An 18,956-nucleotide genomic window follows, 5' to 3' on the forward strand; every position below is an offset into this window, starting at 1 on the left:
CTTTAAACTGACGTTATCACTATTGACCTACTGCAGAAACAATTCTGATTTGTTTCTCGTCGGGGATTTCTTGGTAAGAAATCACTCGTAAATTTGGAATAGTGTATTTAACAAATCGTGACAGCGTGGATCTCAGCATACCAGATGTCAATAATATGGCTGGTTGCCCAACCATTTCTTGCTTCTGTGCAGCATCTAAAAGTGACTGCTGCATGCGTTCTGCGAGTCCGGGTTCAATATTTGGCCCTTCTCCACCTGTCGCCTGCATAGACTTATGCAACATCTGTTCCAACTCAGGCGCCAATGTAATGACAGGGATTTCAAGTTCTGGTCCAGAGATCTCCTGGACTATCATCCGTTTTAGGGCGATACGCACTGCGGCTGTCAATACTTCAGTATCATTACTCTTACTACCATACTCTAATAACGTTTGGACGATTGTGCGTAAATCTCGAACCGATACACCCTCATTTAATAAGTTCTGCATGACTTTAACCACAGAGCCTAAAGGCATAACGTCGGGTACAAAACCATCTACTAATTTTGGTGAGTTCTTTGCCAGCATATCCATTAACTGCTGCACTTCTTCGTAGCCTAATAGTTTAGCGGCATTGTTGCTTAACAACTGGCTAATATGGGTTGCGACAACGGTCGCGGTATCTACCACTGTGTAGCCTAATGTTTGTGCATGCTCACGTTGCTCTGGCGAAATCCAAACGGCCTCTAAACCAAATGCAGGATCGCGAGTTTCAATACCGTCGAGCTTGCCATAAACTTGACCTGGGTTAATTGCCAGTTCACAGTCATGTCTCACTTCGGCTTCACCCACCACAACCCCCATCAATGAAATCCGATAAGCATTGGGTGATAAGTCTAGATTGTCACGAATATGCACTGCTGGCACTAAAAATCCTAACTCTTGAGATAATTTCTTACGAACACCCTTAATACGGCCTAATAATTCGCCACCCTGGGATTTATCAACCAATGGAATTAACCGATAGCCGACTTCAAGACCGATGGTGTCAACGTGGCGCACATCATCCCAGCTCAAATCTTTAGGTTCTTTATCTTTGGCTTCCGCAGGGCCTTTAGTCGCGACGACTAACGCGGCTTGCTTTCTTTCAATATTACGTTTGTAAACAAAATAAGCGGCGCCGGCGGTGATAAATGCAAACGTTAAAAATGCCACATGCGGCATGCCGGGTACAATACCCATAATAAACAGTAGACCTGCGGCAATCGCTAAAGACTTATGATTGTCAAACATCTGACTCATCATCATCTGGCCCATATCACCAGATTCATTTTGACGCGTTACCATTAAGGCCGCAGCAATAGACAATAGTAAGCCAGGTATTTGCGCCACTAAACCATCACCAATGGTCAGTAAGGTATAAATTTCTACCGCACTTGAGAAATCGAGATCATGTTGCACTATACCAATAACAAAACCGCCGAGGATGTTGATCACTAGGATCATAATACCGGCAATAGCATCACCTTTTACAAACTTAGATGCACCGTCCATTGCGCCATAAAAGTCAGCTTCACGGGTCACTTCAGCACGGCGAATACGCGCTTGGTCTTGAGTAAGCGTTCCCGCATTTAAATCTGCATCAATGGCCATTTGTTTGCCGGGCATTGCATCGAGGGTAAAGCGAGCACTCACTTCTGCAATACGCCCAGCACCTTTAGTTACTACAGCAAAGTTAATGATAATTAGGATAATGAACACCACCAAACCCACAGCATAATTGCCGCCAATTACCACAGAGCCGAAGGCTTCAATCACCTTACCCGCGGCATCTCCACCGTTATGGCCTTCTAACAATACAATTCGAGTTGAAGCGACGTTTAACGCTAATCGCAACAACGTCGCGACAAGTAACACGGTAGGAAAGGCAGCAAAATCAAGGGGTCTGTCGGTATAAATCGCGACGAGTAACACCACTAACGCTAAGGCTATATTGAAAGAAAACAAGATATCGAGCAAGAATGGCGGGATAGGCAAAATCACCATCCCTAATGCAGCCAAAACTAATACAGGCGTACCGATACCTTTAAAAGTAGATGGTCTTATTTGTTTAAATTGCCCAAAAGCTGCTTTTGCATCCATATTTAGATGAACCCTTTCTGTCAGTCTACTGCGTCAATGGACTGTTAATTGACGCGAATAAACTTAGAAAGCAAGAATTAAGCCAAAAATAGCATTATCTAAAAACACGCTGAGCTTAATATTTTAAATCATCGGGGATAGGCTGTTTGTAAGGAATAGGTTTAGGCTTACGTCCCTTACCTTTTTGATACTGTCTGAGTTGAAACACGTAGGCTAATACTTGAGCTACTGCAGTAAAGAGCCCTTCTGGCACTTGTTGGTCAATCTTGGTGGTATGGTAAATAGCCCTGGCAAGAGGAGGAGCTGACACAATAGCGACGTTATGTTCACGAGCAATTTCTCGTATTTTAAACGCAACATCGTCTACGCCTTTGGCAATTAAAAATGGAGCCGATGAACGGGTCACATCATATTTAACCGCTACTGCATAATGCTCGGGGTTAACCACAATCACATCCGCTTTTGGCACTTCTGTCATCATTCGGCGCTGAGCCAATTCATGCTGCATTTGCCTAATACGCCCTTTGACTTCTGGTTTACCCTCAGAGTCTTTATATTCATCTTTGACTTCTTGCTTGGTCATTTTAAGCTGTTTATTGTGATTCCAAATCTGGAACGGCACATCAATAATGACAATCAGCAACATTGAACTGCATAAAACAATAAACATCCATACCAGCAGATCTAACGCATGGTACACATTACCCGGCAAATGGTCGTTCGATAACATTAAAATATCGTAAAAATAAAACCTTAATAAAAAATATGCCGACAGCGCAACAACAGCAAACTTAGCGATACCTTTAGTTAACTCAACCAACGCTTGAGTACCAAACATGCGTTTAAAGCCATTCATCGGATTAAGCTTACTGCCTTTAGGCATAAATGCTTTGACCGAAAAAGACATTCCACCTAATACGATATTGCCTAAGAAAGACACAAACGCCAACAATACAATAAAACTCAACAGTGGCCAGGCAAGCTCATTACCCACGACGCCCCAAACACGAAACATCGAGTTGGTATCGAATATTTGATCGCGCTCCATGGAGAAAATTTGTTTCATGATGTTGTAAAGACTAATCGCAATAGAAGGTCCAGTCATGGCAAAACCTACTGATGCAGCCAATAACACCGCGGCGGTTCCGAGTTCTTTTGAGCGAGCAACTTGACCCTTTTCACGTGCTTGTTCAAGTCGCTTACTGGTGGGTTCTTCTGTGCGTTCTTGACTGCTGTCATTTTCGGCCATTTTCCCTCCTTAGAACACGATTGCAGCGTCGGTTTGACATTGAAGTTGTAACACATCACACATCAACAGCTGTGCCGCCTGCCAGACTTCATCAAAATGCGCCATGATAGGGCCAAGGGTTAACCATAAAATCAGCAAACCACTGACCATGGTAACGGGGAAACCAATAGAGAAAATGTTTAACTGAGGTGACGCTCTGGTCATCACACCAAAAGAGAGGTTAATCAGTAATAAGGCCACAATCGCCGAGATTGACATGGTTAATGCCGCCCCAAACATATAACTGCCCCATTCAGCTAACGCGCGGTAATTGGCAATTGAAATACCTTGAGTCGATATAGGGATCGTTTCAAAACTGGCCACCAGCATTCTGAACATTAATAAATGGCCATCAACGGCTAAAAATATCAGCGTCGCGAGCAGTAAAAAAAAATTACTCACCACAGGTACTTGCTCACCTGAACCAGGGTCGACCATAGAGGCAAACCCTAAGCTGGTTTGCATACCAATAATTTGCCCTGTTAACACAAATGTCTGCATCACCATTAAAGTAACAAACCCCATCGACACACCAATAAGAATTTGTTGAGCAATCACAAATACTGAGCTAAACGCCACGAGCTCAATGGATTCTACTGGTGGTAATACCGGCGCAACAGCAACGGTAATGGCAACCGATAACATTAAACGTACACGCGATGGTGTAGTATTAGCACCAAAAACTGTCATCACCATCAACATCGATGAGATGCGAAAAAACGGCAACAGGTATGCGGCAATTGTTTGACTTATTTCATCAAACAAAATATCCATAACCTAACCTATCACTAAAGGAATGAGGTTTACCATATCAAGGAAAAAATCCATCATCGTTTGTACTAGCCAGTGACCTAAAAACATTAGTGCAAACAAGGTCACTAAAAGACGAGGTAAAAAACTTAAGGTTTGTTCATTAATCGAGGTTGCCGCTTGAAACACTGCCACAATCAAACCAATAAACAAACCGGGCAAAATAATCGCCGACACAATCAGTACAATGACCGACAATGCTTCTCTAAAGATATCTATTAGCGATTCTGGAGACATAAATAGGCGGCCTTATATTCCGAAGCTATTCGCTAATGTGCCCATCACTAGGCCCCAACCATCAACTAAAACAAATAACATAATTTTAAAAGGTAGTGACACAATCATCGGCGATAACATCATCATACCCATAGCCATTAAGATACTGGCGACCACTAAATCGAGCACTAAAAACGGCACGAACAACATAAAACCAATCTGAAAAGCGGTTTTTAGTTCACTGGTAATAAACGCAGGGATCACCACGCTCATTGGCGCTTGCTCTGGAGATTGAATGTCTTTGTAGCCCGAAATTTCAATAAAGGTTTGTAAGTCTGTGGTGCGAACTTGCGACAACATAAACGTTTTTATCGGTTCTTTGCCAACATCATATGCCTGGGTTAAGGTCATGGTTTCATTAACATATGGTTCAACCGCCTCGACATAAATCTTATCAAATACTGGCGCCATAATAAAAAACGTCATAAACAAGCTAATGCCAATAAGCACTTGATTTGATGGTGTTTGCTGTAAACCCAATGCTTGCCTTAATATCGATAACACCACAATGATACGCGTAAACGATGTCAGCATAATCACCATTGCTGGGATAAAGCTCATCGCCGTCATCAGCAATAAAATTTGTAATGTTACTGAATATTCTGTTGCACCGTCGGCGCCTGTGGTCACAGTAACAGCCGGTAAAATACCATCTTGCGCGAACGCATCAGGAGCCATCAATAACCCGAGCATTGCCATAATGGCCATCAGCAACATGCTAGTGTATTTATTCATTATTGCTGTTCCTTAGCTTTTCTCAAACGGCTGGCAAATGAAGTTGCAGAGACGTCTACCGCGGTGTCTAATTTGTCGATGAGATTAATACTTTGCGGAGTAACACCGAGAAGATATTGCTGGCCATTAACGTCAATAAGCATCACTTTTTCACGTTGGCCAATGGGCGTCACCGCAAGTGTTTTAATGACCCCACCATTTGATGGCACAAGATTTAGACGTTTTACAATGTAAGCTAAGACAAAAATGATCGCCAGTACCACAATTAATCCACCCACCATATTGGCAAGTGTTGCAGTATTTGAAACTTCAGAGGTGCGAGTGAGTACAGCGGTAGTTGCAGAGTTTGCAGCATTGGGCACTTCGGCATCGGTCAATGCTTGGGCCATCACACTGAGCATTGAGATCATATTTGCCACGGTCATTCCTTGTGTTGTGAACCTTTAGCAAAACCTGTACAAGGCCGGTTTTGCTCATCAAGATTATTTAAGCTTTTTAATACGTTCAGTTTGGCTGATCACGTCGGTTAAACGGATACCAAACTTATCGTTCACGACCACCACTTCACCATGCGCAATTAACGTACCGTTTACCATCACATCAAGCGGCTCACCGGCAACACGATCAAGTTCAACCACTGAACCCTGGTTTAGCTGCAATAAATTACGAATGCTAATAAAACTGCGGCCCACTTCCATTGAAATGGTCACCGGGATATCAAGAATCGAATCCAGTTTAGCGGCTTCTTCTTTGGTTATCGGTTTAGAGTCATCAACTAACTCATCTAGCTCAACCTGCTGCGCTTCTTCTAATGCTTGCTCAGCCATCGCTGCAGCCCAATCATCACCAGTATCTTCTGTACTCATTTATATCACCTTATAAATCTGAAATTTCACGAGCCTTACCTTTACGCGTAACCAGTTGGAGTTCTGATTTGACCGTTTCTGGTCGAGCTATTTTCTCGCTAATTTTTAATGCTAAATTATCGCGTGACTTACCGAGTTTACAACGATAAGTCGGCAAGTCTTCAATGCGCATCATAATATGTTCAGGCAAGTCGATAGGAATAATATCCCCGGCTTTAAAGCCCATCACGTCGCGTAATGTCACTTCGTGTTCAACGATATTGGCATCAAAGCCAACCTGTACGTCCATAATTTCATCACGAAGCGCTTGCGACCAACGCATGTCAGTATCTTGCTTATCACTTTGCACACCCGCGTCTAATAACTCACGAATAGGCTCAATCATCGAATACGGCATGGTAATATGGAAATCACCGCCGCCGCCGTCAACTTCAATGTGAAATGAGTTAATGACTACCACTTCAGTTGGGCTGACAATGTTAGCCATTGCAGGGTTCACTTCCGAATCAAGATATTCAAACTCAACATCCATCACTGGCGCCCATGCATCTTTATAATCTTCAAAGATGATTTTTAGCAACAACTGAACAATGCGACGCTCTGTTGGGGTGAATTCTCGCCCTTCAATTTTGGCATGAAAACGGCCGTCACCACCAAAGAAATTATCAACCAAAATAAACACTAAACGTGCTTCCATGGTGATAAGTGCAGTACCCTTCAACGGGCTAAAACGCACCATATTTAAACTGGTAGGGACAAATAACGTATGAACGTACTCGCCAAACTTAAGCATTTGTACGCCATTAATAGACACTTCTGCCGCGCGGCGCATCATGTTAAACATGCTTATCCGAAGATGACGTGCAAAGCGCTCGTTAACGATTTCGAGCGTGGGCATACGTCCACGTACAATTCGGTCTTGAGACGAGAAATCATAAGAGCGCGCATCTTCGCTATTCTCTTCAATATCATCGTCATCAACGTCGTCTACTCCATGAAGTAGCGCATCGATTTCATCTTGGCTTAATAAATCACTCACATCGTAGCCTTAGCAGTTAATGCATTTGGTTATTGCATCACAAAACCAGTAAACAGGACTTTTTCAACCACTTTTTTGCCCGTTATTGGTTGCAGCGTATTTTGCACATTAAGTAATGCTAATTGACGAAGCTCATCTTTACCGGCTTGGGTACTGAGCTTTTGCACATCTGCACCACTAAATGTAGTTAACAGTGCATCTTCAATTAAAGGAATATGTTTCTTAGTTAAGATACTGTCGTCTTCACCGCGTACCATTAGCTGCACTTTAATCTCAACTAACCGCGCACGATCAACGCCAGGCAAGTTGAATAAAAAAGGTCTCGGCATACCGACATAATCTGCTTGAGCAGAGACAACCGCCTCAGCTTCTGACTGGGTAGCATCTGCACCTTCAGCAACCGGTGTAACAGGAGCAGGATCATCTGACCCCATAAAAAACCAGGCACCACCCGCGGCTAATAAAAGCACAACCAAACCTATGCCACCAAATAACACCAGCTTGTTCTTCTTTTTCCCGCCGGTTGCAGTCTCTTCTAACTCTAATTCTTCAGCCATAAAGGTTCCCAATAAACAATGTGACTAACTTGATGACGAGCTCAATAACCCATTGTTATTAAAAAGTCATATTATGTGTATAGGTTACCTGCTTAAGCATAATAATCTATAGCAGAATGTAAACTCCTTGATGTATTTGTCATCAAGCTGATGTCTTGTGTTGATATTTCGTCCAATTGACCATCAGATGACTGGCCTTGATGTTCAGATGACTCTTGTTGCTGCTCTCGTCCGCTACCGCCTTGCGATACCTTGCTGTCGGTCAGTTGTAACCCTTCACTTGCAAGCATGTCACGTAAACGAGGAATAGCTTGCTCAACAAGATCGCGAGTTTGCGACTGCGCAACATGGAATTGCACTTGAGTTTGATCACCCTGAATTTGTATTTTTACCGTTAAATGACCTAGCTCTGGTGGATCAAGACGAATTTCGGCTTGCTGAATACCATTACTCACCATGGTGATTAACTGTTGCTTCATGACAGGAGAAAACTTTTGGATCATCTCCTGCATCTGGCTGCCCGCCTCCGACTGTGGCCTTAATGAGAGTTGAAATTGCGGTACCTCACTCTTGTGCACAGGCGTAAAGCTACTTTGATTTTGTAACGACTTATTGTCAACTTCACTGACATCAGCAAACATATCAAGTCCGTTATTGGCGGAGTTAACGTTTACACTAGATTCATTAGCACGCTTACCTGCAACAGAATCTAACACCACCGAAAAATCAGCTTTTTCTAAGGCTTTTACCTCAGCAGCAACAGGTTGAATATTACCATCGATCCGCGTTTTATCACCTAAAATAGCTTTAGCATCTGCAGCCAAAGTTGATGTCATATTCTGATCAGACTGAGAGGCGCTTAACTCCGCGCTGAATGATGATGCGATACTCGCACTCAGTGTCACTGAAGATGGGATTGATGTTAACTCAACATCCAATTGCGCCATAGTAGCGCCTTGATCTTTAACTCTCGCATTCACAACAAGCGCTTTATCTATCTCGCTTTGCTGGTAAGTATTAAGCACATTAACCGAAGTATCATCAATACTTTCAAGTTCGAGCTCAGCCATCGCTAAAATAGACTCATCCACAACGGGCATTTGTAAATTAAAATCGCTCACTAACTCACCTAATGCTTCAGCATCTAGTGCTTGTAATTCAGTGCGAGAAAGTTTGCTAAATGCCATTAAATTGGCTAATTGCTCGGGATTAAGCTCTGAGATAACGAGTGAAGATGAAGACGAAGGAGATAAATGAATTGTTTCGGTAAATAACTCATCGACATTGAATTCACTGCTTTTACTATCAAGAGAATCTAAATCAATTTGTTCAAACGTTAAGTCACCTAATGTATTTCCGATTACATTAGGCGAATTAAAAATGGGTTCTAAAGTGGCGCCCTGTTGCGTGTAAACACCGCTCTTATCGACATACGGCAATTCATTTCCGCCATGAGGATTACGCTTACCTAAAGTATCGGCCATCGTCAGCTGAGCAAAAATCATCTCTGCATCTGAATTTTCATCAGAAAGTTGCTCAGCTGTTTTATTGAGTTCGTTTTCGATATCGGCATCATATATTGGCACTTCGACATTTGAGTCTACGGTTTTAACGCTAGCATTTTTTACTTCTGCACTTGATTCGCTCGCCTGATTAAAAGTAGATAAGAATGACGTATTTTCAACATCTTGCTTGTTACCTTTCAAACCCACATCGGCAGATTTACTGCTATTGCTAAGTAAGATATTGCTCATCTGCTGCATAATCGGCTCCACTTAAATCAAATCAAGTTTGGTGAAATATCATCTCGAAAGGGGTCAATATCAAGTACGTTATGCACTGTCACATTGGTATGTAGATAACCCGACAGCAACTAACATGGACTTTAAAAATCCACTTAGTACTGTCACTTCGCTGACGATGTGTTTTTCTATGAACAGAATCAAGCAATTTAAGTGCCACTTGTTTAAAAACACTAAAGTTAAACATTGAGGCCAAAAACTGAGGTAAAAATAAGGTAAAAATACTAATAATCTAATGCTGACAATCTAATGCTGACAATCTAATGCTGATAATCTACTGCTGACAAGCAAACCTTGATAAATTCTGATTCAACAAACTACTTCATCTTCTGCCGAAAATATTGCTGCATCGCAAACTCATCAGACATTTTTTGTTCGCGTTTTGACTCAGCCATTTGCTCTTTGGTGGCTTTTTTAGCCAACAACATCTCAACCGCTTTACGCTTTTGTTGAGTCTCTTGCCAATGTTGCTGACGATAACCCACTTGTTTTTCACCGTCTTTAACCACGGCCACTTGTTGTAAAATGGCCTGATCAACCTGGCGAATAAATTGATGAAACTGATGATATTGATTAGCACGTAATGTGGTGCCGGTGTGGCCTTCCATTTGCTTCATGTAATCTAAGCGGTAATTATTTAGCGCATCAAGCTGCCCCTGGCGCTTTTGGCGTTCAAATTGAGCGGCTTTTAATTGCAACGCGGCTTTCTCTTCTGCGGCAACAGCTAATTTAAGTACGGTGACTAACGGATCTGTTTTAGCCATGGATTAACCTTGGCACTGCGCGGCAATTTGCGTCAGCATGAGTTTACTGTCATCAAAGCTCACAGGTTCTTTAAAGCCCTGACGTAAAAATGCATTCATTGCAGGCTGTAAACGAATGGCATTATCAATGCGCGGATCGCTGCCTTGTGAATAAGCGCCGATAGAAATCAAATCACGATTTTGCTGATACAACGAATACATTTGTTTTACACGACGCATCGCTTCTAGATGCTCACCACTTATCACCATTGGCGCCACACGACTAATAGAGGCTTCCACATCAATAGCCGGGTAATGCCCAGAGTCTGCGAGCTGGCGAGATAACACCACGTGGCCGTCTAAAATGGCACGAGAAGCGTCGGCAATCGGATCTTGCTGATCATCACCTTCTGTTAGCACAGTATAAAATGCGGTAATAGAGCCTTGACCAGGACCGCCATTACCCGCTCGTTCAACGAGTCTGGGTAATTTTGCAAACACCGATGGTGGATAGCCTTTAGTGGCTGGCGGTTCACCCACCGCTAACGCAACTTCACGCTGAGCCTGGGCATAACGGGTTAAACTGTCCATCAGCAATAACACGTCATAACCTAAATCACGGAAATACTCGGCAATACGCGTAGAGGTTTCACACGCGCGTAAACGCATTAATGGTGAAGTATCTGCTGGCGCGGCAACGACAACAGAACGTGCTCGGCCTTCCTCACCTAAAATCTCTTCAATAAATTCTTTAACTTCACGGCCACGCTCGCCCACCAGCCCAACCACAATAATGTCAGCGGTAGAACCGCGAGTCATCATGCCAAGGAGCACACTTTTACCGACACCAGAGCCAGCAAACAAGCCCATACGTTGACCTTTACCAACGGTGAGCATCGAGTTAATCGCTCTTACACCGACGTCTAAAGGCTCGGTAATCGCTCGTCGAGACAAGGGATTAATATTGGGTCCGTGACGAGCAGCTTGGTGGTCAGTATTCAATGGTCCTAAACCGTCTAACGGTGCACCACTGCCATCGAGCACTCGTCCGAGTAACGACATGCCTACATTTAAACTCGATTGCTCACCTAACGGTGTCACTCGAGCGCCTGGTAATACGCCGCGCAGCTCTTCAATTGGCATCAAGTACAGTAATTTATCATCAAAACCGACCACTTCAGCCACTAACTCGCCCACCATGGTTTCAATTGAACACAAGCTGCCTACAGGCGCACGACATCCAGTGGCTTCAAGGGTTAACCCGACAACACGCACTAATTGACCACTGGCCACAGGGCGCAGAGGCAACACTTTTTTGTGATGAACGCTAAATTTATTCAGCAACTGCTGTTGACGATGGTTCATCCATTGTCCTTAGCAGTATCAACATTAGTGGCATCAACATTAGTGGCATCAACATTAGCGGCTTCATCAACTCTCGCAGTATCATCAACACTAATCGTATCTGGCGTTATCGGGACTTGTTGTGATGGATCATTTACATTTTGTTGTTCATTAATGGCAGGCGATAAAGCCGCTTTCGCATGGCTATCTTCTATGCGATCGATTTGTGAAGAGTCCGTTTGTGATGAGTCAACTTGATCAACTGATGATGTACTCTCATCGTCAACATGAGCCTGCTCAGCAGATGCTTGCGTATAAGCAGCTAAATCTTCAACTTCAGATGATTGATAATTAGGGGTTGTAGTTTTTAACTGTTGGGCATTTTTAGTCAGCTGAGTGGCCTGCTCTTCAAGCTCAGTAAACACTTGATCAATACGTTGTTTAACCCGTAAGTCGACTGAAGAACGCACGCTTTCAATCATGCAATCACCGTTTGATAACGTCGGGTCGATATCGATTTGCCATTGATTTTTTAGCAGTTGTTCTGGCGGGTAGTTTTGCGACACGATATCGGCATCGTGCTGGTTTAAGCGTAGCTTAACCCTTTGCTCTTTTAACGGCAGTGCGTCAACACCTTGACGAAGTGCCGACAAAATATGCTCTGGATGGGTTTTTAATTCATGACCAATCACTGACTTAGCTAAACTCATTGTCATCGCCAGTAATTCCGCTTCAATCTCAGCGTCTAAAACAGATAACGGTTGTTCGAACTGAGCGATAAGCTGCGTGAGTTGCTCAACCAATTGGTTAACGGCTACTTGCCCAGCTTCAAGGCCCTGTTGTTCACCTTGAGTAAAACCTTCACTGTGGCCTTGCTCTAAGCCTTCTAAACGGCCTTGCTCTAAACCTTGTTGATAACCGTCTTGCTTGCCCTGCTCAAACCCTTCTTGTTCCGCAGCAGCGCGAATATCTTCAATTTGCGCCATGGTTGGCGGAGCCATTGATTTTTCAGCGGTCACAGGTTTGGTTTGGTAAGGCTCAGATGACTTACCAAACATATTAGAAGGATCTTGGCTTTTATCTCGCGTGATATCAGGAAGCTGCCAATGACTGAATTCAACTTCATCATCGACACTGAGGACATTTTTAGACGATTTGGATTCAGACATAATCAATCACTTGTATTGTTAGTAAATTAGCTATCGGAAATAACGGCACTCAAACGACCGATTATAAGAACTCGTCACCGCCACCACCGCCCAGCATAATTTCACCACTGTCGCTTAAGCGACGTGCAATAGACAGAATTTCTTTTTGAGCCACTTCCACTTCACTGATACGAATGGGACCCATGGCTTCAAGATCGTCACGCAATAATTCTGCAGCACGTTTAGACATATTGCCTAAGATTTTCTCTTTTAAGGCTTCATCAGCCCCTTTAAGTGCCTTCATCAGCACATCTTGCTGCACTTCACGTAACAAGGCTTGAATACCCCGATCATCAACATCAATCAGGTTTTCAAACACAAACATCATATCTTGAATTTGCTGCGCCATCTCTTCATCAGACTCACGCATGGTTTCCATAATCTGGCTTTCTACGCCGGTATCGAGGTAGTTCATAATGTTTGCAGCCGCTTTTAAGCCGCCCATTTTCGCCGCTTGTGCGCCACCTTGACCCGCAAATTGTTTCTCCATAATGTCATTCAACTCTTGCAATGCTGCAGGCTGAACTTCTTCAAGATTGGCAATACGCATCATTAAATCTAAACGAGTGTTTTCAGGGAACTGGCTAAAAATTTCAGCCGCTTGATCGGGTTCTAAATAAGACAACACAATGGTTTGAATTTGTGGATGTTCGTTTTGAATAATAGTCGCCACCTGGCGAGCGTCCATCCATTTTAACGAGTCTAGTCCTTTGGCACCGCTACCCATAATAATTTGTTCAATCAAATTACCGGCTTTGTCTTCGCCTAATGCCGCGGTTAACGCTTTGCGCACAAACTCTTCGCTGTTAAAACCAATTGAAGAGAATTTTTGAATATCATCTAAAAATAACTTGTGCACACCAATGACTTTTTCTTGACCAAAGTCATCCATGGCTGCCATCGCCATACCCACTTTTTGCACCTGCTTAGGCTCTAAGTGTTTTAAAATTGACGCGGCATCGGCTTCACTCAAACTGAGTAGCAAAATAGCGGTTTTTTCAACACCGGTTATCGACCCTGGGTCAAATGCAGCCGGTTTTGCCTTTTCTTTATCTTTTTCATTAGCCATTGTCTTGTAACCAATTCTTAACTACTTGAGTGGAAAGCTCAGGCTCATTGGCCACGAGTGCTCTAATTGCCTTAATCATATCATCATCTTTATGCAAATTAGGTATATGAATTGAACCATCATCGGCATAACTATATTCAGCTTCTTTAGTGTTGAGCATGCCCAGGGTGTCTGCGGCATATTGATCTTCAATTTCAGCTAACTCATGACCAGGTCGAGTGTCCGCTGGCATGTCGCTACCTTGTGGATTAGTGAGTTTTTTCAGCATTGGACGAACCACGGCTAAAAACAACACTAAGATCAATAAAGCACCTAACACTAATCTAATGGCGCGCCAAAACCAAGGCTGCTCCCACATGTCTGGCTCTGGTAGCGCTTCAATTAACTGGTCCATAAACGGCACGGTGACCACTTCAAGCGCATCACCGCGTTGAGTGCTAAAGCCCACCGCACCTTCAAGTAAACGACGAATATTAGTCATCTCTTCTTCTGTGCGAGGCACTCGAGACACTTGACCATTCTCATCAACTTGACCCGGTTTAAAGTCAATGGCAACCGACACACTCACCCGGCGCACTACACCAATTTGTTGGCGAGTATGGCTAATGGTGGTATCGAGTTCATAGTTACGAGTCGCTTCTTTAGACATATCGCCAGAGGCTGTTGACACACTGCCCGCTTCACCCGCCACTTGAGGAATGTCAGCTTCCATTGGTGGTTGATTACTCAACGCCCCTGGGATACCGCCAGAACTTTGACCCGACGAGTTACGCTCAATGGTCATTTCGCTGCGAATAGCCGGTAAATCAGGTGAAAAACGCTTAGCCGTTTGCTCTACCGCAGTGAAGTCCATGTTGACATCAACTTGCGAGGTAAAGTTTTCAGGGCCAAGAATAGGCATTAAAATCGATTCAATTTTGCGACGATATTCCGCTTCTTTTTGTTGTACCAGTTCAAGTTCGCGGCGCGCTCTAGCTGAGGTACCGTCCTGGCTACCAGAATTTAATAAACGACCATTTGAGTCGGTGACGGTGACGCGTGATGGCTCAAGACCTTGTACAGCAGAGCCAACAATATCAACAATCGCGTCAATTTCTTCCTGGCCTAATCCGCCACGGCGTACATTAACCACAACCGTTGCACTTGGCTTTGATGCATTGCGGGCAAAAACGTTTTCTTTTGGTAGGGCTAAAATCACTTTCGCGCGGCTAATGCTTTTAAGCTCTTCAATGGCGCGAGCCAGGTTTAACTCCTGGCTGTGCTTTAAACGCGCTTGCTCCATACGTTGGCTCACACCAAAACCACTGTCCTGACTTAAATAATCATTGGCTTGAGTGCTGCTTTCAATGCCTGCGCGGCTTAGGAGTAATTTTACTTCTTGATATTTGTCTTCAGGCACTTTGACAACATCAACATTAATTTGATAATCAATTTGGCTTTTATCCAGTACATCAAGTACCTGGATCATTTCAGCCGTTTCCATTTTACCCAATGGACGATATTCCGGCTCTTGTGCCCACATCATCACAAAAACAGCCAATGCAAGACACACAGCTAAAGCCAAAATCATGATCACCTGGCGCATCATGTCAGCCCCGCCGACGTTGCCCATTAGCCCAGACTTGTTCTCCTGCTGGACACCGGCGTCAACTGTTGAATCTGAACCTACCATTATGTCTGTGCTCACAATATGTACCTGCTATATGTCTGATGTTTGGGATTACCTAGCGCTTAAAACCGACAGCGGCTAAACAGGCATACTCATGATTTCTTTATACGCTTCAACTAACTTGTTACGCACTTGCACGGTGGCTTCAAATGCCACACCGGCTTTTTCACGCGCAATAACGGTGTCAGACAAGCTCACAGTCGTGTCGCCCATGTCTAAACGTGAAGCTAAACTCGATGATGTTTGTTGCAGTCCATTCACGCTACCTACCGCTTGCGATAACAGCTGGCTAAAATCAGCGCCAGTGGTGTTATTCACTTGCTGAGTTAAGTTAGGGGCAATTGATGAACCAATAGAAGGGGCGATTTCGCCACGAAGCGATTGCATTTCTTGTAATAATGGATTGGCGCTAATCTGCATGGTGTCACTCCCTTTCGTCGACTTTTTGACGACAACAATAATCTTATAAGGAGTTAAAGCAATATAGATGCCAAGATGTAAAACAGAAGGGATAACATCAACAAAACCAACTTACCTACATATATGCAGATAAGTTGGTTTTTATTTAAATACTTTATAGTCAGATAGTTATAGATTTAATAACAACATTACGCGGGTAATTGAATACCCATGTCGCGCATTTTTGCCATTTTATAACGCAACGTACGCGCACTGATCCCGAGTTTCTCAGCGACCATTTTCCGACTCCCCTGACATTGATTCAGGGTTTCTAAAATAATCACGTGCTCTTGCGCTTTAAGCTCATCGCCTAACCCTTCAACATCACCAGACTTATCAACATCGAGGATATCGTTAGATAATAGGTTTACGTCTGCAGAATCAATAATAATGTCATTGACGCCAATATCGTCATTCACGCGTAAAATCAGCGCACGTTGAATCACATTATCGAGTTCACGCACGTTACCCGGCCAACGATAAGTTAATAAACGTCGAGTAGCGGCATCATCAAGTTTAGGGACTGACGTCATATTTAAGGCTTTAGCATGCTTAGCCAGTAAATGGCGCGCCAGCGGTAAAATATCCGCAGGGCGTTGATGTAATGCAGGCCAGGTTAACGGAAACACGTTAATACGATAGTATAAATCTTCTCTAAACTCGCCAGATGTTGCCATGGCTTTAAGGTCGCGGTTTGAGGTCGCTAATACGCGTACATCTAACTTAATGGTTTTACGGCCGCCTAAACGCTCTACTTCACGCTCTTGCAATACTCGTAATAATTTGGCTTGTAAACCAAGCTCCATTTCCGATATTTCATCGAGTAATAGTGTGCCGCCCTGGGCCTGTTCAAATTTACCCGGGCATGCTTGATACGCGCCGGTAAACGCGCCTTTCTCGTAACCAAATAGCGTGGCTTCGAGCATGTTTTCAGGAATAGCCGCACAGTTAATGGCAATAAACGGCTGTCCATTACGCTGGCTGTGTTGATGAATATAACGTGCTAACACTTCTTTGCCTGAGCCACTTGGGCCCATAATCATCACCGAAGCTTCAGACACTGCAACACGTTGAGCAAGTGCCAATAACGCCAGGCTTTTGTCATCGGCTACCACAGGTTTATCGTGATGTTGCTTTAACGGCAAATAACGAGACACTTGATTGAGTAGCACTTCTGGCGCAAAGGGTTTGGCGAGGTAATCGACCGCACCTAACTTCATCGCACTAACCGCGCTGTTAATCGTGGCGTAAGCCGTCATCAACAATACCGGTAATTTAGGTTGGTGCTGCTGTAAATAACCGAGCAACCCCATACCGCCGATGCCGTCCATTTGCACGTCACTGATCACCATATCAAACTGGTTGGCTTTTAAGGCGATAATCGCCTCTTCAGCACTGCCAACATCAACGCACTCATAGTGAGCTAACAACAAGGTGTCGAGTAATGCCTCGCGTAAATCAGCATCATCTTCAACTAATAGAATATGTGCTTCAGCCATGTGTCACCTCCTGATGATGTGCTTTTTTGGCATGTGGAAAAATCAATCGAATATGGCAGCCCATTCCGGGTTTGCACGATAACTGAATGTGTCCGCCATGATTGCGTACCACAGACTGAACCACTGCTAACCCAAGGCCTGTGCCCTGACTTTTGGTGGTAAAAAACGGCTCTAGCACTTGCTTTTGCATGGCAGGGTCTAACCCTTTGCCATTATCAATCACATCTAATAATAGTCCGTCAACGGTTTCACTGGCAGACACTTTAATTTTTGTCGCGCCTGCTTCAAGGCTGTTCATCACCAAATTGTTCACCGCAGAACTTAACGCATTGGCATTGGCTAACATCCTCGAATGCGAAGTGTCTTGTGCTTCTAACTGACACTGCTTTTTGTCTGCTATAGGCTCACAGTTAGCCATCACTTGAGTGATAATATCATCCATAGTCACCGACTCTGCCATGCTGTCCTGACGACCTCTGGCCATCAGTAACATGTCATTAACTTGACGCTCTAATTCGTTTAAGCGGTCAACCAACTTAGATTGAAACTTGCTTCGCGCTGCATCGGTTAACTTTGGGCTAGCCAGATTTGAGGCATACAACAACGCCGCCGACAACGGCGTACGCACTTGATGCGCCAGGGTTGCGACCATTTTGCCTAAAGACGACAAACGTTGTAAATGAGATAAATTCTTTTGTAATAAACGGGTTTCAGTTAAATCGGTAATAACGATTAACTGCCCAGGTTCTGGTGCTAACGGCGTAATCGCCAATTTAACACGGCGACCATTTTTTAAAGACACTTCATGGCCGTCATCGTCTTGCGGCGCAAAGGCGCGGTGAATAATGTCAAACCAACGCGCCCCTTGTAGCGGACGCCCTAATAGCTCTGTAGCCACAGGGTTTGCTAGCGTCACTACGCCATCACCATCAATAATCACCACGCCTGATGGCATAGCCTGAAGAATATGCGCCATTTGATTAGACATATTGGCAGCCTTACTTGAATAATCGCTTACAACCGGCGTAAATACCGGTGCTTTCGCATGCGCAATGCTTTGACGTATGGCACTCTCACTCGGCCTATAATCAGCATGAGCCTCAGCCGCTGCATAAGGTGTGGCTGTAAGCGGAGTGGCAATAAGTGGGGTGGCAGAAAGCGATGCTGTCATCGGCAACTCAACCTCCGCTCCACGCGGATTTGATAACACTCGAGCTGAATACATGGCCACTCCGTCAAAAGAATTACATTTGAACTGGTGGATGCATTTAGTGTGCCAAGGCGAGGATCTATGATTAAGGGGGGGCTAGGAACTCGCAGGCTCGCCTGAGGGCGGACTGCGTCCTGCTAGGTTCTAGGTGCTAGGGTGGACTGCGTCCTGCTAGGTGCTAAGTGCTAAGCAACACCTGGATCCCCGATAAAAGCACTCGAGGATGACGTGCGCGGTGGTGCTAGTTCTAGAAGCAAAAAACA

General features: G+C 44.1%; 18 protein-coding genes. All 18 read right to left on the reverse strand.

Going from position 1 to position 18,956, the window contains the following annotated elements; translation table 11 throughout:
* Positions 1-19: 19 nt before the first annotated feature.
* Positions 20-2,119: a flagellar biosynthesis protein FlhA gene (flhA, locus tag AC19MX_RS16860; RefSeq protein ID WP_432403530.1), complete on the reverse strand. Its 2,100-nt coding sequence runs from the start codon at positions 2,117-2,119 to the stop codon at positions 20-22.
* Positions 2,120-2,234: 115 nt separating this feature from the next.
* The gene (flhB, locus tag AC19MX_RS16865; protein WP_432403528.1) at positions 2,235-3,368 is read right to left on the reverse strand and encodes a flagellar biosynthesis protein FlhB; all 1,134 of its coding nucleotides are present in this window, start codon (positions 3,366-3,368) and stop codon (positions 2,235-2,237) included.
* A 9-nt stretch (positions 3,369-3,377) separates the two neighbouring features.
* On the reverse strand, positions 3,378-4,181 hold the full coding sequence (fliR, locus tag AC19MX_RS16870) for a flagellar biosynthetic protein FliR (RefSeq protein WP_432403526.1): 804 nt from the start codon (positions 4,179-4,181) through the stop codon (positions 3,378-3,380).
* Positions 4,182-4,184: 3 nt separating this feature from the next.
* Entirely contained in the window at positions 4,185-4,454 is a 270-nt protein-coding gene (gene fliQ / locus AC19MX_RS16875; RefSeq protein WP_432403524.1) for a flagellar biosynthesis protein FliQ, read from the reverse strand.
* Positions 4,455-4,466: 12 nt separating this feature from the next.
* Positions 4,467-5,210, reverse strand: coding sequence for a flagellar type III secretion system pore protein FliP (gene fliP / locus AC19MX_RS16880; protein ID WP_432403621.1), 744 nt, complete (start codon positions 5,208-5,210; stop codon positions 4,467-4,469).
* A 17-nt stretch (positions 5,211-5,227) separates the two neighbouring features.
* Positions 5,228-5,638, reverse strand: a complete 411-nt coding sequence (gene fliO / locus AC19MX_RS16885; protein WP_432403619.1) for a flagellar biosynthetic protein FliO — start codon at positions 5,636-5,638, stop codon at positions 5,228-5,230.
* A 72-nt stretch (positions 5,639-5,710) separates the two neighbouring features.
* Complete coding sequence (fliN, locus tag AC19MX_RS16890) at positions 5,711-6,094, reverse strand: flagellar motor switch protein FliN (RefSeq protein ID WP_160054621.1); 384 nt, start codon at positions 6,092-6,094, stop codon at positions 5,711-5,713.
* Positions 6,095-6,104: 10 nt separating this feature from the next.
* Positions 6,105-7,133 (reverse strand): flagellar motor switch protein FliM, encoded by a 1,029-nt coding sequence (fliM, locus tag AC19MX_RS16895; RefSeq protein ID WP_432403521.1) that lies wholly within the window; start codon positions 7,131-7,133, stop codon positions 6,105-6,107.
* A gap of 29 nt (positions 7,134-7,162) precedes the next feature.
* The gene (gene fliL / locus AC19MX_RS16900) at positions 7,163-7,690 is read right to left on the reverse strand and encodes a flagellar basal body-associated protein FliL (RefSeq protein WP_432403519.1); all 528 of its coding nucleotides are present in this window, start codon (positions 7,688-7,690) and stop codon (positions 7,163-7,165) included.
* 92 nt (positions 7,691-7,782) lie between these two features.
* Positions 7,783-9,453, reverse strand: a complete 1,671-nt coding sequence (locus AC19MX_RS16905; protein ID WP_432403517.1) for a flagellar hook-length control protein FliK — start codon at positions 9,451-9,453, stop codon at positions 7,783-7,785.
* Between the two features lie 356 nt (positions 9,454-9,809).
* A complete protein-coding gene (fliJ, locus tag AC19MX_RS16910; protein WP_432403515.1) occupies positions 9,810-10,256 on the reverse strand; it encodes a flagellar export protein FliJ in 447 nt (148 codons plus the stop codon).
* A 3-nt stretch (positions 10,257-10,259) separates the two neighbouring features.
* Positions 10,260-11,600: a flagellar protein export ATPase FliI gene (gene fliI, locus AC19MX_RS16915; RefSeq protein WP_432403513.1), complete on the reverse strand. Its 1,341-nt coding sequence runs from the start codon at positions 11,598-11,600 to the stop codon at positions 10,260-10,262.
* A complete protein-coding gene (fliH, locus tag AC19MX_RS16920; protein ID WP_432403511.1) occupies positions 11,597-12,748 on the reverse strand; it encodes a flagellar assembly protein FliH in 1,152 nt (383 codons plus the stop codon). Before fliH ends, fliI begins: the two co-directional genes overlap by 4 nt.
* A gap of 61 nt (positions 12,749-12,809) precedes the next feature.
* Positions 12,810-13,856, reverse strand: coding sequence for a flagellar motor switch protein FliG (gene fliG / locus AC19MX_RS16925; RefSeq protein WP_432403509.1), 1,047 nt, complete (start codon positions 13,854-13,856; stop codon positions 12,810-12,812).
* Positions 13,849-15,531, reverse strand: a complete 1,683-nt coding sequence (fliF, locus tag AC19MX_RS16930; RefSeq protein WP_432403617.1) for a flagellar basal-body MS-ring/collar protein FliF — start codon at positions 15,529-15,531, stop codon at positions 13,849-13,851. Before fliF ends, fliG begins: the two co-directional genes overlap by 8 nt.
* Positions 15,532-15,603: 72 nt before the next feature.
* Entirely contained in the window at positions 15,604-15,945 is a 342-nt protein-coding gene (fliE, locus tag AC19MX_RS16935) for a flagellar hook-basal body complex protein FliE (RefSeq protein WP_160054603.1), read from the reverse strand.
* A gap of 188 nt (positions 15,946-16,133) precedes the next feature.
* Positions 16,134-17,483 (reverse strand): sigma-54-dependent transcriptional regulator, encoded by a 1,350-nt coding sequence (locus AC19MX_RS16940; protein ID WP_432403507.1) that lies wholly within the window; start codon positions 17,481-17,483, stop codon positions 16,134-16,136.
* On the reverse strand, positions 17,476-18,708 hold the full coding sequence (locus AC19MX_RS16945; RefSeq protein WP_432403505.1) for a sensor histidine kinase: 1,233 nt from the start codon (positions 18,706-18,708) through the stop codon (positions 17,476-17,478). Before AC19MX_RS16945 ends, AC19MX_RS16940 begins: the two co-directional genes overlap by 8 nt.
* Between the last annotated feature and the right edge of the window lie 248 nt (positions 18,709-18,956).

This window comes from Shewanella sp. MF05956, assembly GCF_059758055.1.